At 69.7% G+C, this 15,524-nt stretch carries 13 protein-coding genes; 8 read left to right on the top strand and 5 right to left on the bottom strand.

Annotated features, from left to right (window positions below):
- Positions 1-169 precede the first annotated feature (169 nt).
- The 5 genes from ACIRD7_RS18185 (at position 170) to ACIRD7_RS18165 (ending at position 7,233) form a co-directional block, all read left to right on the top strand.
- A complete protein-coding gene (locus ACIRD7_RS18185; protein ID WP_403454125.1) occupies positions 170-847 on the top strand; it encodes a spermidine synthase in 678 nt (225 codons plus the stop codon).
- A 132-nt stretch (positions 848-979) separates the two neighbouring features.
- Positions 980-1,717, top strand: a complete 738-nt coding sequence (locus ACIRD7_RS18180; RefSeq protein ID WP_030956984.1) for a response regulator transcription factor — start codon at positions 980-982, stop codon at positions 1,715-1,717.
- Positions 1,714-2,820, top strand: a complete 1,107-nt coding sequence (locus ACIRD7_RS18175) for an ATP-binding protein (RefSeq protein WP_403454123.1) — start codon at positions 1,714-1,716, stop codon at positions 2,818-2,820. The genes ACIRD7_RS18180 and ACIRD7_RS18175 overlap by 4 nt, the downstream gene beginning before the upstream one ends.
- A 281-nt stretch (positions 2,821-3,101) precedes the next feature.
- Positions 3,102-6,914, top strand: coding sequence for a multifunctional oxoglutarate decarboxylase/oxoglutarate dehydrogenase thiamine pyrophosphate-binding subunit/dihydrolipoyllysine-residue succinyltransferase subunit (locus ACIRD7_RS18170; RefSeq protein WP_403454120.1), 3,813 nt, complete (start codon positions 3,102-3,104; stop codon positions 6,912-6,914).
- A 136-nt stretch (positions 6,915-7,050) separates the two neighbouring features.
- Complete coding sequence (locus tag ACIRD7_RS18165) at positions 7,051-7,233, top strand: DUF6104 family protein (RefSeq protein ID WP_356575099.1); 183 nt, start codon at positions 7,051-7,053, stop codon at positions 7,231-7,233.
- Between the two features lie 231 nt (positions 7,234-7,464).
- Here the strand turns inward: ACIRD7_RS18165 and ACIRD7_RS18160 are convergent, their stop codons facing one another.
- A complete protein-coding gene (locus ACIRD7_RS18160; protein ID WP_403454117.1) occupies positions 7,465-8,310 on the bottom strand; it encodes a hypothetical protein in 846 nt (281 codons plus the stop codon).
- 170 nt (positions 8,311-8,480) lie between these two features.
- On the opposite strand from ACIRD7_RS18160, the gene ACIRD7_RS18155 reads away from it, so the two are divergent.
- Together ACIRD7_RS18155 and ACIRD7_RS18150 are read left to right on the top strand one after the other, a co-directional pair.
- Positions 8,481-9,458 (top strand): DUF4097 family beta strand repeat-containing protein, encoded by a 978-nt coding sequence (locus ACIRD7_RS18155; RefSeq protein ID WP_403454115.1) that lies wholly within the window; start codon positions 8,481-8,483, stop codon positions 9,456-9,458.
- 1 nt (position 9,459) lies between these two features.
- Positions 9,460-10,497 carry a helix-turn-helix transcriptional regulator gene (locus ACIRD7_RS18150; protein WP_403454112.1) on the top strand — a complete coding sequence of 346 codons (1,038 nt, stop codon included), beginning with the start codon at positions 9,460-9,462 and terminating at the stop codon, positions 10,495-10,497.
- Positions 10,498-10,640: 143 nt separating this feature from the next.
- Here the strand turns inward: ACIRD7_RS18150 and ACIRD7_RS18145 are convergent, their stop codons facing one another.
- From ACIRD7_RS18145 to ACIRD7_RS18130, 4 genes are all read right to left on the bottom strand, one after another.
- Positions 10,641-11,210 (bottom strand): Clp protease N-terminal domain-containing protein, encoded by a 570-nt coding sequence (locus ACIRD7_RS18145; RefSeq protein WP_403454109.1) that lies wholly within the window; start codon positions 11,208-11,210, stop codon positions 10,641-10,643.
- Positions 11,210-11,419 (bottom strand): helix-turn-helix domain-containing protein, encoded by a 210-nt coding sequence (locus ACIRD7_RS18140; protein ID WP_003997975.1) that lies wholly within the window; start codon positions 11,417-11,419, stop codon positions 11,210-11,212. The genes ACIRD7_RS18145 and ACIRD7_RS18140 overlap by 1 nt, the downstream gene beginning before the upstream one ends.
- Before the next feature lie 110 nt (positions 11,420-11,529).
- Positions 11,530-12,492, bottom strand: a complete 963-nt coding sequence (locus ACIRD7_RS18135; RefSeq protein ID WP_403454106.1) for a zinc-binding dehydrogenase — start codon at positions 12,490-12,492, stop codon at positions 11,530-11,532.
- Positions 12,493-12,664: 172 nt separating this feature from the next.
- Positions 12,665-13,888: an NADP-dependent malic enzyme gene (locus tag ACIRD7_RS18130; protein WP_403454103.1), complete on the bottom strand. Its 1,224-nt coding sequence runs from the start codon at positions 13,886-13,888 to the stop codon at positions 12,665-12,667.
- A gap of 665 nt (positions 13,889-14,553) precedes the next feature.
- Here ACIRD7_RS18130 and ACIRD7_RS18125 point away from each other — a divergent pair.
- On the top strand, positions 14,554-15,522 hold the full coding sequence (locus tag ACIRD7_RS18125; RefSeq protein WP_403454101.1) for an ABC transporter substrate-binding protein: 969 nt from the start codon (positions 14,554-14,556) through the stop codon (positions 15,520-15,522).
- Positions 15,523-15,524 lie beyond the last annotated feature (2 nt).

The raw sequence follows: 15,524 nt of genomic DNA, 5'->3' as shown, positions 1-15,524 counted from the left end.
CCCACCCTTCGTCCACGATCAGCCGATGTCTGTGATCAGCGCCACACGACAGCCGATTCACAGCAACCTCTCAACAAGTTTCTGCGTCTCTCACACTTCGGCCGCGCACGGGCTCGCCCGCTGCGGCAATTCACTGGGGCGGACCCGCCCTGGCTGCGAGGATGGCCCGATGCCCACTTCGTACGACATGCCTGAAGTCCTGGACCGTCACGAAGGCCCCCACGGCGAGATCGTGCTGCGGCGGCACGGCGATCTGCTCCAGATCATCGCCAACGGCTGTTTCCTGATGGACACCTCCGACGGGCGCTCCGAGCGGCTGCTGGTCGACGCGGCGCTCGGCGCGCTGGACGGCAGGCCGGGGCCGAGTCTGCTGATCGGCGGGCTCGGAGTCGGCTTCTCGCTCGCACACGCCGCCGCCGATCCCCGGCCGGGCCGGATCAGCGTCGTCGAGCGCGAGAGCGCGATTATCGGCTGGCATCTTGACGGACCCTTGTCGCACTTCTCCGCCGATGCCCTCGCCGACCCGCGCACCGAGATTCTGGAAACGGATCTGGTGGCGTACGTACATGAGACTTCCGCCACGTATGACGCGCTCTGTCTCGACATCGACAACGGCCCCGCATGGACCGTCACCGAGGGCAACGACAGCCTCTACTCACCGGCCGGACTGGCAGGCTGTGCACGGGTGTTGCGCCCGGGAGGGGTGCTGGCCGTATGGTCGGCCCAGCCGTCTCCGGAATTCGAAGAAACCTTGTGTAATGCCGGATTCCAACAGGTGCGTACCGAAGAGATCCCGGTTGCCCGGGGCGTTCCGGACGTCGTACACCTCGCCGTACGACCTGGATAGCCGTGGCACGGTGACTCCCCGTACTCTGCTCACCTGACGCGGATCATTCAAGCGTCAATCGCAAGCATGCGCAGGCATAGCCAGTCAGCGGGATCACCCCACGGATTCCGGAAAGCAACTTTGGGGCGGGCGATGGAGCAGACACACACCTCCCACAACGGCACGGCGGCGACCCCCGGCGCTCAGCGCCGGGTCCTCGTGGTCGAGGACGATCCGACCATCGTGGACGCCATCGCGGCCCGCCTGCGTGCCGAGGGATTCCTCGTGCAGACGGCCGGTGACGGTCCGGCGGCGGTCGACACGGCCGAGGCGTGGCAGCCCGACCTGCTGATCCTCGACATCATGCTGCCGGGCTTCGACGGCCTGGAGGTCTGCCGTCGCGTGCAGGCCCAGCGGCCCGTCCCGGTGATGATGCTCACCGCGCGCGACGACGAGACCGACATGCTGGTCGGGCTCGGCGTGGGCGCCGACGACTACATGACCAAGCCCTTCTCGATGCGGGAGCTGGCGGCGCGCGTGCATGTGCTGCTGCGCCGCGTCGAGCGCGCCGCGCTGGCCGCCACGACCCCGCGCTCGGGCATCCTGCGGCTCGGCGAGCTGGAGATCGACCACGCGCAGCGGCGGGTCCGGGTCCGCAGTGAGGATGTGCACCTCACGCCGACCGAGTTCGACCTGCTGGTCTGCCTGGCGAACACCCCGCGCGCGGTCCTCTCGCGCGAGCAGCTGCTCGCCGAGGTGTGGGACTGGGCCGACGCCTCCGGCACCCGGACCGTCGACAGCCACATCAAGGCGCTGCGCCGGAAGATCGGCGCCGAGCGGATCCGCACGGTGCACGGCGTGGGCTACGCGCTGGAGACCCCGACGCCATGAGCGACGGGCCGGCCCCGCGCAGAGGCCCCGGGGAGCCCTGGGGCGGCGTACGTCCGTTCTCGATCAAGACCAAGCTGGGCGCGCTCGTCGTCATCTCGGTGCTGATCACCACCGGACTGTCGGTGAACGCGGTCCGCTACCAGACCGAGCTGCGCTTCATCACCGTCTTCTCGATGATCGCCACCCTGCTGGTCACCCAGTTCGTGGCCCACTCGCTGACGGCACCGCTGGACGAGATGAACGCGGTGGCCCGCTCCATCACCCAGGGCGACTACACGCGCAGGGTGCGCGAGAACCGCCGGGACGAGCTGGGCGACCTCGCCGAGACGATCAACCTGATGGCCGACGAGCTGGAGGCCCAGGACCAGCAGCGCAAGGAGCTGGTCGCGAACGTCTCGCACGAGCTGCGCACCCCCATCGCGGGCCTGCGGGCCGTCCTGGAGAACGTCGTCGACGGCATCGCCGAGGCCGACCCCGAGACGATGCGCACGGCCCTGCAGCAGACCGAGCGGCTCGGCCGGCTCGTGGAGACGCTCCTCGACCTGTCCCGCCTCGACAACGGCGTCGTACCGCTGCGCATGCGGCGCTTCGAGGTCTGGCCGTATCTGTCCGGCGTGCTCAAGGAGGCCAACATGGTCTCCTCGGCACGTCAGCGCATGGCGTCGGGCTCCGGCAGTCACACCCGTACCGACGTCCATCTGCACCTCGACGTCTCCCCGCCCGAGCTGACCGCGCACGCCGACCCCGAGCGCATCCACCAAGTGGTCGCCAACCTCATCGACAACGCGATCAAGCACAGCCCGCCGCACGGCCGTGTGACGGTGAAGGCGCGGCGCGGGGCGTACCCGGAGTCGCTGGAGCTGGAGGTCCTGGACGAGGGTCCGGGCATCCCGAAGTCGGAGTGGCACAAGGTCTTCGAGCGGTTCAACCGGGGCGCGGTGCGCCGGCCGCACGGGCCGGGCAGCGACGGCGGCACGGGGCTGGGGCTGGCGATCGCGCGCTGGGCCGTGGATCTCCACGGGGGCCGGATCGGGGTGGCCGAATCCGAGCGGGGCTGCCGGATTCTTGTCACACTCCCGGGGCAGCCCTCCGTTCAAAGTTGACGTAAAGTTCGAAGCGGAGCCACAAGATCCACGTCTGTCCTGGCTGACGGACACGTGTGATCACGTAGAGACCTGCGCTTTCGCCGCGCCGGGTCGGGATGCACCCTTCCCATCTGAAGCGGAACCACGCTTGTTTCCCGCCATTTCCAGGCACGAAACACGCTTTCTGATGTGACTTACGCGACGATGACCTTGCCCGGCCTGACCTTCCCGGCCATGGAGGCGTAGCCTTTATTCCCGCTGTCCATCACCTTGTGAAGCGGAAGAGGGCGGTTGCCGCCGTGTCGCCACAGTCCCCCAGTAACTCGAGCATCTCGACCGACACCGACCAAGCGGGCAAGAACCCCGCGGCCGCGTTCGGTCCGAACGAGTGGCTCGTCGACGAGATCTATCAGCAGTACCTCCAGGACCCGAATTCGGTAGACCGAGCCTGGTGGGACTTCTTCGCCGACTACAAGCCCGGCGTAGGCGCCGCGGCTCCGGCGGGTGCTGCGGCCGCGGGGGCCGCAGAGACCTCCACGGCGGCCCCCAAGCCCGCGCCCGCCGCCCCGGCTGCTCCGGCCGCCCCGTCGGTGCCCGCGCCGGCCCCCGCGGCCGCGCAGCCCGCGCCCGCCGCCCAGCCGCCGGCCACGGCCGCCGCTCCGGCGAAGCCCGCCGCACCCGCGCCCGCGCCGGCCGCGAAGCCCGCTCAGCCGAAGAAGGCCGAGCCCGCCGCCGCGTCCGCCGACGGTCCCGAGTACGTGACGCTGCGCGGCCCCGGCGCCGCGGTCGCGAAGAACATGAACGCCTCGCTGGAGCTCCCCACGGCCACGTCCGTGCGCGCGGTCCCGGTGAAGCTGCTCTTCGACAACCGCATCGTCATCAACAACCACCTGAAGCGGGCCCGGGGCGGGAAGATCTCCTTCACGCACCTGATCGGCTACGCGATGGTGCAGGCCATCAAGGCCATGCCGTCGATGAACTACTCCTTCGCGGAGAAGGACGGCAAGCCGACCCTGGTCAAGCCGGCCCACGTCAACTTCGGCCTCGCCATCGACCTGGTGAAGCCCAACGGCGACCGCCAGCTGGTCGTCGCGGGCATCAAGAAGGCCGAGACGCTGAACTTCTTCGAGTTCTGGCAGGCCTACGAGGACATCGTCCGCCGCGCCCGTGACGGCAAGCTGACGATGGACGACTTCACCGGCGTGACGGTCTCCCTGACCAACCCCGGCGGCCTCGGCACCGTCCACTCGGTCCCGCGTCTGATGCCCGGCCAGTCGGTCATCATGGGCGTCGGCTCCATGGACTACCCGGCGGAGTTCCAGGGCACCTCCCAGGACACCCTGAACAAGCTCGGCATCTCGAAGGTCATGACGCTCACGTCGACCTACGACCACCGGGTGATCCAGGGCGCCGCGTCCGGCGAGTTCCTGCGGATCGTCGCGAACTTCCTCCTCGGCGAGGGCAACTTCTACGACGAGATCTTCGAGGCGCTGCGCATCCCCTACGAGCCGGTCCGCTGGCTCAAGGACATCGACGCCAGCCACGACGACGACGTCACCAAGGCCGCCCGGGTCTTCGAGCTGATCCACTCCTACCGGGTCCGCGGCCACGTCATGGCCGACACCGACCCGCTGGAGTACCGCCAGCGCAAGCACCCCGACCTCGACATCACCGAGCACGGCCTCACCCTGTGGGACCTGGAGCGCGAGTTCGCGGTCGGCGGCTTCTCCGGCAAGTCCCTGATGAAGCTGCGCGACATCCTCGGCGTGCTGCGCGACTCGTACTGCCGCACCACCGGCATCGAGTTCATGCACATCCAGGACCCGAAGCAGCGCAAGTGGATCCAGGACCGCGTCGAGCGCGGCCACACCAAGCCCGAGCGCGAGGAGCAGCTGCGCATCCTGCGCCGGCTGAACGCCGCCGAGGCCTTCGAGACGTTCCTGCAGACCAAGTACGTCGGCCAGAAGCGCTTCTCCCTGGAGGGCGGCGAGTCCGTCATCCCGCTGCTGGACGCGGTGCTGGACTCGGCCGCCGAGTCCCGCCTGGACGAGGTCGTCATCGGCATGGCCCACCGCGGCCGGCTGAACGTGCTGGCCAACATCGTCGGCAAGTCGTACGCCCAGATCTTCCGCGAGTTCGAGGGCAACCTCGACCCGAAGTCGATGCACGGCTCCGGCGACGTGAAGTACCACCTGGGCGCCGAGGGCACCTTCACGGGCCTGGACGGCGAGCAGATCAAGGTCTCCCTGGTCGCGAACCCCTCCCACCTGGAGGCGGTCGACCCGGTCCTCGAAGGTGTCGCCCGCGCCAAGCAGGACGTCATCAACAAGGGCGGCACGGACTTCACCGTCCTGCCGGTGGCGATCCACGGCGACGCGGCCTTCGCGGGCCAGGGCGTGGTGGCCGAGACCCTGAACATGTCGCAGCTGCGCGGCTACCGCACCGGCGGCACGGTCCACATCGTGATCAACAACCAGGTCGGCTTCACCGCCGCCCCGGAGTCCTCGCGTTCCTCGATGTACGCGACCGACGTGGCCAGGATGATCGAGGCCCCGATCTTCCACGTGAACGGCGACGACCCGGAGGCCGTGGTCCGCGTGGCCCGGCTGGCCTTCGAGTTCCGTCAGGCGTTCAACAAGGACGTCGTGATCGACCTCATCTGCTACCGCCGCCGCGGTCACAACGAGTCGGACAACCCGGCCTTCACCCAGCCGCTGATGTACGACCTGATCGACAAGAAGCGCTCGGTGCGCAAGCTCTACACCGAGTCCCTCATCGGTCGCGGCGACATCACCCTGGAAGAGGCCGAGCAGGCGCTCCAGGACTACCAGGGCCAGCTGGAGAAGGTCTTCACGGAGGTCCGCGAGGCCACCTCGCAGCCCGCCGCCGAGGTGCCCTCCGACCCGCAGGCCGAGTTCCCGGTGGCCGTCACCACGGCGATCACCTCTGAGACCGTCAAGCGGATCGCCGAGTCCCAGGTCAACATCCCCGACCACATCACCGTCCACCCGCGTCTGCTGCCGCAGCTCCAGCGCCGGGCGTCGATGGTCGAGGACGGCACCATCGACTGGGGCATGGGCGAGACCCTCGCGGTCGGCTCCCTCCTGCTGGAGGGCGTCCCGGTCCGCCTCGCCGGCCAGGACTCGCAGCGCGGTACGTTCGGCCAGCGTCACGCGGTGATCATCGACCGTGAGACGGGCGAGGAGTACACGCCGCTGCAGTACCTCTCCGAGGACCAGGCGCGGCTCAACGTCTACAACTCCCTCCTCTCCGAGTACGCGGCGATGGGCTTCGAGTACGGCTACTCGCTGGCCCGCCCCGAGGCGCTCGTGATGTGGGAGGCGCAGTTCGGCGACTTCGTCAACGGCGCGCAGACGGTCGTGGACGAGTTCATCTCGTCGGCCGAGCAGAAGTGGGCGCAGACCTCCGGTGTCGTCCTGCTCCTGCCGCACGGCTACGAGGGCCAGGGCCCGGACCACTCCTCGGCCCGCCCGGAGCGCTTCCTCCAGATGTGCGCGCAGAACAACATGACGGTCGCCATGCCGACGTCGCCGTCGAACTACTTCCACCTCCTGCGGTGGCAGGTGCACAACCCGCACCACAAGCCGCTGGTGGTCTTCACGCCGAAGTCGATGCTGCGCCTGAAGGCCGCCGCGTCGAAGGCGGAGGAGTTCACGACCGGGCAGTTCCAGCCGGTCATCGGCGACTCGTCGGTCGACCCGGCCGCCGTCAAGAAGGTCGTCTTCTGCGCGGGCAAGGTCTACTACGACATCGAGGCCGAGCGGAAGAAGCGCGGTGTCACGGACACGGCGATCATCCGCATCGAGCGCCTGTACCCGCTGCCGGGTGCCGAGCTCCAGGCCGAGATCGCCAAGTACCCGAACGCCGAGAAGTACCTGTGGGCCCAGGAGGAGCCGGCGAACCAGGGTGCCTGGCCGTTCATCGCGCTCAACCTGATCGACCATCTGGACCTGGCGGTCGGCGCCGACGTCCCGCACGGCGAGCGCCTGCGCCGCATCTCGCGGCCGCACGGCTCGTCCCCGGCCGTCGGTTCCGCCAAGCGGCACCAGGCTGAGCAGGAGCAGTTGGTGCGTGAGGTGTTCGAGGCGTAAGCCCTCGGATCCCGCACGGATCTGATCGAAAGGCCCGGTTCCGAGTCCCTCGCGACTCGGCGCCGGGCCTTTCGGCGTGTCCGGCAGCAGGGGGACTCCGGCGCGTGAGCCCGCGGCCAGGACATATCCTCACTGCATGTACTTCACCGATCGAGGCATCGAAGAACTGGAGAAGCGGCGCGGCGAGGAGGAGATCACCTTCGAGTGGCTGGCCGAGCAGCTGCGCACCTTCGTCGACCTGAACCCGGACTTCGAGGTACCGGTGGAGCGGCTGGCGACGTGGCTGGCGCGGCTGGACGACGAGGACGACGACCTGTAGCCGGCCGGCGAGGTATACGGATGCCCTTCGTCCGGAGCGGGCTGTTCCCAGGCGCTCCCTGCGGGCGCCCTTCGCTGTTTCGGGCCAGTCAGGCTAACGGGGCCGCGGCTTTCGGGTTGGTCAGGCCAACGGGCTGGCACCCACGACGTCGGGCGGTCAGGCCAACGGGCGGGCACGCACGACTTTCGGGCCAGTCAGTCCACCTGGCAGGCTCCCACGACACCGGACCGGTCAGTCCAGCGGCCGTACCGCGCTGCACGCCAGCCCCAACGCCCCGTGCATCAGCAACACCGCCCCCGCCACGACCCAGCCACCGCTGCGGCGTCGCACGCCCCAGGCAGTGAGCGGTAGACCGGCCGCGATCTGGGTCAGGGCGAGGAGCCGGGCCTGGGGGCCGCCGGTCCAGGGCAGCAGGGTGCCGAGGCGGCCGCCCTCGACGGCGTCCAGTTCCGCGCGGAGCGCGTCGCGCCAGCCCCACCACTCGGTCAGGCGGATGTGCGGCTGAATACCGGCGGCCGCCTGGAGGGAGTCGGCGCTCTCGCCGGGCGTGAGGCCGTCCGGCAGCGACACTCCCGCGCGGGTGAGGACGGCGACCAGGCCATGCATGCGTGCCGTCGCGTCGGCCGTGGAGTCGGGGCGGGTCAGTTCGTCGAGGGACTGCACGTCCAGGACCGGGTCGAGGCCGAGGCGGCCGGCGAAAGTGTGCATGGCCTCGTCCTCGCCTGCCGGGGTGCCGTTGGCGAGCCAGACGTAGCCGACGGGGCGGCGAAAGCCCGAGGCGAGGGTGTATCCGGCCCGGTCGGCGTCCCACCACAGGGCGACGACGGGCCAGGGCGCGCCGACGGCGAGGGCGGAGGCCCAGCCGGTGAGCACGCGGTCGACGGGTTCGTCGCCCTCCAGCCAGGGCCGGCCCTCGGGGACGAGCACGCTCCACTCCCCGCCGGCCGACACAAGCAGCATGTCCTCGCGCAGCAGCCGGGCGACGGCGGCGACGGACTCGGGCCCGGCACGGCAGAGCAGCAGGGCGCCCGGGGCGGGACGGGCCTCGCGATCGGTCCGGGACTGTTCCGTCGGCATGACAACACGCTAGGACGATTTGTCCACATAGCGTCATTTGTGATCACCAGAACGAGTGCCTTGACTTTCCGATGCCACGATATATCGTGTTTCTCAGAAGACGCGATATGGCGTGTCGTGTTCCGATCCGGCCCGTGCGGCCGCATCCGGTCGCCCAGGAGGTCCGCACCATGTCCGAGTGGTCCGTAGCCGAGCCCAGGAAGCTCACGTTCGACGCCCCGGTGAGCGAACTGCACGTCCGCATCGTCAACGGAACGGTGAACGTCATGGGGACGGACGAAGGTTCCGCCCGCCTGGAGGTCTCCGCGCTGGAGGGCCCACCCCTGGTGGTGACCCAGGAGGGCGGCACCCTGACGGTGGCGTACGAGGACCTGCCCTGGAAGGGCTTCCTCAAGTGGCTCGACCGCAAGGGCTGGCGCCGCAGTGCGGTGGTGTCGCTGGCGGTGCCGGCCGACACCCGGGTCGAGGTGGGCGTGGTCGGCGCCGGGGCGGTCGTCTCCGGCATCGACGGCCCGTCGGTCGTCAAGGGCGTCACCGGCGACACGACACTCGTCGGTGTGTCCGGCCCCGTCCGCGCGGACACGGTCTCGGGGAACCTGGAGGCCCAGGCGGTCACCGGCGACCTACGCTTCAACTCCGTCTCCGGCGATCTCACGGTCGTCGAGGGCTCGGGTTCCTCCGTGAAGGCCGACTCCGTGAGCGGCGCCATGATCATCGACCTCGACCCGGACGGCCCGACCGACGTGCGGCTGACGAGCGTCTCCGGCGAGATCGCCATCCGGCTCCCGGCCCCGGCGGACGCCGACGTCGAGGCCAACACCGCGAGCGGCACGATCTCCAACGCCTTCGAGGGCCTGCGGGTGCACGGCCAGTGGGGCGCCCACAAGATCACCGGCCGCCTGGGCGCCGGCACCGGCAAGCTCCGGGCCACGACGGTCTCCGGCTCGATCGCCCTGCTGCGCCGCCCGCCCAAGGAGGACGAGCCGTGGGAGGCGGAGGCCTGGGAGGAGCCGGAGGCAGGCGGGGACGCGACGACCGACCCGTTGAACGGCACACAGCACAGCTCGGGGGACAATTCCGTCTCCGGCCAGGACGAAGAGGCAAGCGACGCCCCGGCCGACGGCACGACCGACAAGAAGGTGCTCTGACATGCCCCCCGTGTTCGCCCATGGCCGCCTCCGCCTCTATCTGCTGAAGCTGCTGGACGAGGCCCCGCGCCACGGCTACGAGGTGATCCGCCTGCTGGAGGAGCGCTTCCAGGGGCTGTACGCACCGTCGGCCGGCACCGTCTACCCCCGCCTGGCCAAGCTGGAGGCCGAGGGCCTGGTCACCCACACCACCGAGGGCGGCCGCAAGGTGTACGCCATCACGGACGCGGGCCGGGCGGAACTGGCGGATCGCAGCGGCGAACTAGCCGACCTGGAGCTGGAGATCCGAGAGTCGGTCGCCGAACTCGCCGCCGAGATCCAGGCGGACGTCCGCGGGGCGGCGGGCGATCTGCGGCGCGAGATGCGCGCGGCTGCGTCGGAGGCCCGCAAGGGGAACGGCACCGGGGCGGAGACGCCCTTCGGCGACTTCTCCGACTACACCGACAAGGAGGCGTGGCGCGCCGCCAAGGAGGAGATGCGCCGGGCCAAGCAGGAGTGGAAGGAACAGGCCCGCCGCGCCAAGGACGAGAGCCGCCGCGCCCGTGACGAGGCCCAGCGCGCCCGGCGCCAGGCCAAGGAGGCACAGGACCGTGCCCGGGCCCAGGCCCAGGAGGAGGTCCAGCGCATCGCCCGCCGGGTCCAGGAACACGTGCAGGACCACTTCGTCCGCGGCGACTGGCCGACGGGTGTACGGGAGGGCCTGAGCGAACTGGCCAAGGAGTTCGGCGACTTCGGCCGGGACTACGGCAAGGAGTTCGGCTTCGGCCGCCAGGGCACACCCAAGTCGCCCCAGCAGCAGCCCGAGTACTCGGACACCCCCGAGGACTTCCCCGCCGACTACGAACCCACCTGGGCCCACGAGGCCGGCACCGGCGACCCGGCCCGCGACCTGGACCGGCTGCTCGACCGCTTCCGCGACGACATCCGTGACGCCGCGAGGGACCACGGCGTGACAGCGGACCAACTCCGTGACGCCCGCCGCCACTTGTCGACGGCGGCGGCCCACATCGGGGCACTGCTGCGCACGCCGAGGCCCTGACCCACCGGGGAGTACGGCCCACGCCGAGACGTGACCCACCGAGGAGTACGGCCCACGCACCCGCGCGTCAGCCGTACTCCCCTCGGCCGTCCCCCCTCGGCCGAACTCCCCTCAGTCGTACTCCCCCTCGGCCCCACTCCCCCTCAACCGGCCTTGGCCTCTCCCTCGCCGTACAGCACCCGGGTCACCGCCTCGTACGTCACCCCGCGATCGGCGAGCACCTCGGCGGGTACGCCGGGGCGGCTGATCAGGGCCAGCAGGATGTGCTCGTCCCCGATGTGCCGGTCCCGCCGCGAAGTGGCCACCCGCAGCGCCCGTACGAGCACGTCCTTGGCGTCCCGGCTGAACGGCCGGTGCCCGGACCTCGCCCACGCCCCCTTGCCGCGCCGGTCACCGGACAACGCCCCGACCCCGTGCGCCTCCTCCACCCGCGCGACGATCTCCCCCACATCGATCCCCAGCCCGGCCAGCGCATCGGCCTCGGCCTGCGACAGCCCACCCCGCCGCCGGGCCTCCCCCAGCGCCTCCCGCACGGACTCGATCCACTCCCCGCCCCCGAGCGCGGCGAGTGCGAACGAGGCGCGACTGCCCTCTCGATCCAGCAGCGCGAGCAGCATGTGCTCGGGGGCGACGACGGACGCCCCACCACCCTCGGCCTGCTCGACGGCCCCCGTCACCAGGGCCCGGGCATCCTTCGTGAACCGCTCGAACATCAACGCCTCCCGTACTTCTTGTGCACGGCCTGCCTGCTGACCCCTAGTTCCGCGGCGATCTCCTGCCAGGACCATCCCTGATTGCGCGCACTGCGCACCTGCACCGCCTCCAACTGCTCCAGCAGCCGGCGCAACGCGGCAACGGCTCGCAGTCCGACCCGTGGATCGCGGTCACCGGCTCGCTCGGCGAGGTCTGTCGCTTCGGTCATGATGTCAACGTAAGTTGACACACCGGCTCACGTCAACCCTCATTGACAAAACGAAGGGCGGGCCCGAGGTGAAGACCTCGAACCCGCCGCAAGTGCCTGCGCGAGAACCGTCAGTTGGTGAGGACGACCTTTCCGAACAGCTCGCCCGACTCCATCCGCTCGAAGCCCTCCCGGGCCCGGTCCATCGGAAGCACCTCGTCGATCACCGGCCGCACACCCGTGGCGGCGCAGAAGGAGAGCAGATCCTCCAGCTCGTCCTTGGTCCCCATCGTGGACCCGACGACCTTCAGCTCCAGGAAGAAGATCCGCGTCAGCTCGGCGTGCGAGGGCCGATCGCCACTTGTGGCACCGGAGATGACGAGCGTGCCGCCCGGCTTGAGCGACTTCACGGAGTGCGACCAGGTGGCCGCGCCCACCGTCTCGATCACGGCGTCGACCCGCTGCGGCAGCCGGGCCCCCGACTCGACGGCCTCCACCGCCCCCAGCTCCAGGGCCCGCTTGCGCTTGGCCTCGTCCCGGCTGGTCGCGAAGACCCGCAGTCCCGCGGCCTTCCCGAGCGCGATGGCGGCCGTGGCGACGCCGCCTCCGGCTCCCTGCACCAGCACCGAATCCCCGGGCCGTACACCCGCGTTGGTGAACAGCATCCGGTAGGCGGTCAGCCAGGCCGTCGGCAAGCACGCGGCCTCGGCGAACGAGAGCTCCTTGGGCTTGGGCAGGATGTTCCAGGTCGGCACGGCGACCTGCTCGGCGAAGGTGCCCTGGTACCGCTCGGTCAGTATGGACCGGGGCTCCTTGGGCCCCACGCCGTGACCGCTCTGTCCGATCACGGAGTGCAGGACGACCTCGTTGCCGTCCTCGTCGACACCGGCGGCGTCGCAACCGAGGATCATCGGCAGCTTGTCCTCCGCGAGGCCCACGCCCCGCAGGGACCACAGGTCGTGATGGTTGAGCGAGGCGGCCTTCACTTGGACGGAACTCCAGCCGGGACGGGCCTCGGGGGCCGGTCGCTCCCCCAACTCCAATCCGGAGAGCGGCTGGTCGCGGTCGATTCGGGCGGCGTAGACAGCGAACATGACCTTGACGATAGGCTCCGCCGTCGGCCGACGGAACCACGGCGCCCTGTGAGACACGCCCTCTTGCCAAGGCATCGGGCATGGGCGCCCACCCGAACGGCCTCACCCCGGGCAAGAGAAATGGCCTCGCCCGACCGGGCGAGGCCATCCCTCTCACGTCAGCCGCGCGGCGTCACCGGCGCGCGACGCCCTCCGCACGGGCCGCGGCGGCGACCGCGGCCGTGACCGCCGGCGCCACCCGCTCGTCGAACGGCGAGGGGATCACGTAGTCCGCGGCGAGGTCGTCGCCGACGACCGACGCCAGCGCCTCGGCCGCGGCGATCTTCATGCCCTCGGTGATCCGGGACGCCCGCACCTGGAGCGCGCCCGCGAAGATCCCGGGGAAGGCCAGCACGTTGTTGATCTGGTTCGGGAAGTCCGACCGGCCGGTGGCCACGACCGCCGCGTACTTGTGCGCGACGTCCGGGTGCACCTCGGGGTTCGGGTTGGCCATGGCGAACACGAAGGCTCCCTCGGCCATGGAGGCGACCGCCTCCTCCGGCACCGTTCCGCCGGACACGCCGATGAAGACGTCGGCACCCGCCAGGGCCGTCTCCAGCGACCCGGTGATGCCGGCCTTGTTCGTGAACCCGGCGAGCTCCCGCTTGACCGAGGTCAGGTCGTCCCGGTCCGCCGACACGATGCCCTTGCGGTCGGCCACCGCGACGTCCCCGATGCCCGCCTCGACCAGCATCTTCGCGATGGCGACACCGGCGGCGCCGGCACCGGAGATGACGGCGCGCAGATCGCCGAGGCCCTTCCCGGTCAGCCGGGCGGCGTTCCGCAGCGCGGCCAGCGTCACGACGGCCGTGCCGTGCTGGTCGTCATGGAAGACCGGGATGTCCAGGCGCTCCTGGAGCTTGCGCTCGATCTCGAAGCACCGGGGCGCCGAGATGTCCTCCAGATTCACACCACCGAAGGACGGCGCGAGCCGCACCACGGTGTCGACGATCTCGTCGACACCGGTGCAGGCGAGAGCGATCGGCACGGCGTCGACGCCACCGAACTGCTTGAACAGGATCGCCTTCCCCTCCATCACGGGAAGGGAGGCCTCGGGCCCGATGTCGCCGAGCCCCAGCACGGCCGTACCGTCGGTCACGACGGCGACGACGGAGGACTTCCAGGTGTAGTCGTGCACCAGCTCCGGCTGGTCGGCGATCGCGCTGCACACCTTCGCGACGCCGGGCGTGTACGCCAGGGACAGGTCGTCCTTGTCGCGGACCGGCACGGTGGCCTGCACGGCCATCTTGCCGCCGCGGTGCAGCGCGAACGCGGGATCGAAGGAATCGAGGGGCTCGGCCCCGCCGTCCTGATCGGTATTGCTTCCGCTGCGAGGATTGACAATCTCCGCTGCCACTTTGTCTGACCCCTTAAGTGTTCATGGTTTGAGGGTGGGACCACTCCTGGTGAGAAGTGGGCGGGACCGCGCATGGCCCTGCTCGTGGATACGTACGACGTCCGACGTACGGCCCATACGCGACGGGCGCGCCGCACACGCGCCCTGAGCCCCGGATGAGGGGTGTAAAGAACCTTCTTACCGGACGGACCGCACTGACGACGAGTCCAATACGTGCAAGATCACATGACGGGAATGGAAACACCCCCACCGACGGACACGAATCAGACACAACCCGACGATGACACCGGTGTGATTCGTGACCAGATAAGCGGACAATCGACACCAGACACCGCGAAGAACAACCGTCGACCACAAAAACCGCGCACGCGCGGTCCGCATCCCGAGATGCACCGAAGATCTTCCGGCCGGAAGGGCAGATTCCCGCAGAAGGTGCGGTCAGGATGTACCGACCTGCGGCGGTTCGGGGGTAACCCGTTATCCGATTTTGACATGACGGGCGCCCTGAATGCCTTAGTCCGAATGGCAAGATGCCGTAATCACACGAGGTCGCGGCACTCGAAGGTGTGTGCTCTCGTCGACCTAGGAAACCAAGGCCCCTGCCGGTCCCCATGGCAGGAGCCGGCCCCATCGGCAACTCCACCCATCCGCCGGAGGAACCCACCATGACCGCACGCACCACCCGTCGTACCACCGCAGCACGCTCCCGGCTCGCAGCGGTCGGCTCGATCGCGGTCGCAGGCGCCCTGATTCTCACCGGCTGCGGTGACCAGACCAGCAACGGCGGCAGCGACGAGGGCACCAAGGAGACCGGCAAGACCAGCGCGGCCCCGCTGTTCGACAAGCTGCCCAAGAAGATCCAGGACGCCGGTGTCATCAAGGCCGGCACGAACGCCGAGTACGCCCCGATGGAGTTCCAGGAGGGCGGCAAGATCGTCGGTGTCGACCCCGACATCGCCGCCGCGCTCGGCGAGAAGCTGGGTGTCGAATTCCAGTTCACCTCCGGCTCCTTCGACGGCCTGATCACCGCCCTGAACTCCGGCCGCTACGACGTCGCCATGTCCTCCATCACGGACAACAAGCAGCGCCAGGAGGGCCTGGACGACAAGGGCAAGAAGCTCGGCCCGGGTGTCGACTTCGTCGACTACTTCGTGGCCGGCACCGCCGTGTACGTCCAGAAGGGCAACCCGAAGAACATCAACTCGATCGCGGACCTCTGCGGCCAGACGGCTGCCGTGCAGCGCGGCACGACGTACGAGAAGGCGCTTCAGGACCAGTCCAAGGCCTGCACGGACGGCGGCAAGAAGAAGATCAACATCGAGTCGTTCGAGAACGACACCGAGGCCCAGACGCGTGTGAAGTCGGGCGGCGCCGTCGCCGGTGTCAACGACTACCCGGTCGCGGTCGACCTGGCCCGCAAGGCCGGCGGCGGCAACGACTTCGAGGTCGTCGGCGAGCAGGTCGACGCCGGTCCGTTCGGCATCGCGGTGAACAAGGACAACAAGGAGCTCACCGCGGCCCTCGAAGAGGCCGTCAACGCCATCATCGAGGACGGCACGTACAAGAAGATCCTTGAGAAGTGGGGCGCCGAGTCCGGCGCGATCGACAAGGCCGCGATCAACGGCGGCAAGTGACC

It is taken from the genome of Streptomyces sp. NPDC093568 (genome assembly GCF_044764945.1).
GTDB lineage: Bacteria > Actinomycetota > Actinomycetes > Streptomycetales > Streptomycetaceae > Streptomyces.
Note: the sequence above shows the minus strand (reverse complement) of the source record. Positions and strands in the feature narration are given on the sequence as shown.

What these genes read in the sequence shown, in the direction of transcription:
- ACIRD7_RS18185 (WP_403454125.1), top strand. Translation starts at nt 170, where the DNA reads ATGCCCACTTCGTACGACATGCCTGAAGTCCTGGACCGTCACGAAGGC.
- ACIRD7_RS18175 (WP_403454123.1), top strand. Translation starts at nt 1,714, where the DNA reads ATGAGCGACGGGCCGGCCCCGCGCAGAGGCCCCGGGGAGCCCTGGGGC.
- ACIRD7_RS18145 (WP_403454109.1), bottom strand. Translation starts at nt 11,210, where the DNA reads ATGTTCGAGCGGTTCACGAAGGATGCCCGGGCCCTGGTGACGGGGGCC.
- ACIRD7_RS18135 (WP_403454106.1), bottom strand. Translation starts at nt 12,492, where the DNA reads ATGTTCGCTGTCTACGCCGCCCGAATCGACCGCGACCAGCCGCTCTCC.
- ACIRD7_RS18150 (WP_403454112.1), top strand. Translation starts at nt 9,460, where the DNA reads ATGCCCCCCGTGTTCGCCCATGGCCGCCTCCGCCTCTATCTGCTGAAG.
- ACIRD7_RS18180 (WP_030956984.1), top strand. Translation starts at nt 980, where the DNA reads ATGGAGCAGACACACACCTCCCACAACGGCACGGCGGCGACCCCCGGC.
- ACIRD7_RS18165 (WP_356575099.1), top strand. Translation starts at nt 7,051, where the DNA reads ATGTACTTCACCGATCGAGGCATCGAAGAACTGGAGAAGCGGCGCGGC.
- ACIRD7_RS18140 (WP_003997975.1), bottom strand. Translation starts at nt 11,419, where the DNA reads ATGACCGAAGCGACAGACCTCGCCGAGCGAGCCGGTGACCGCGATCCA.
- ACIRD7_RS18160 (WP_403454117.1), bottom strand. Translation starts at nt 8,310, where the DNA reads ATGCCGACGGAACAGTCCCGGACCGATCGCGAGGCCCGTCCCGCCCCG.
- ACIRD7_RS18155 (WP_403454115.1), top strand. Translation starts at nt 8,481, where the DNA reads ATGTCCGAGTGGTCCGTAGCCGAGCCCAGGAAGCTCACGTTCGACGCC.
- ACIRD7_RS18125 (WP_403454101.1), top strand. Translation starts at nt 14,554, where the DNA reads ATGACCGCACGCACCACCCGTCGTACCACCGCAGCACGCTCCCGGCTC.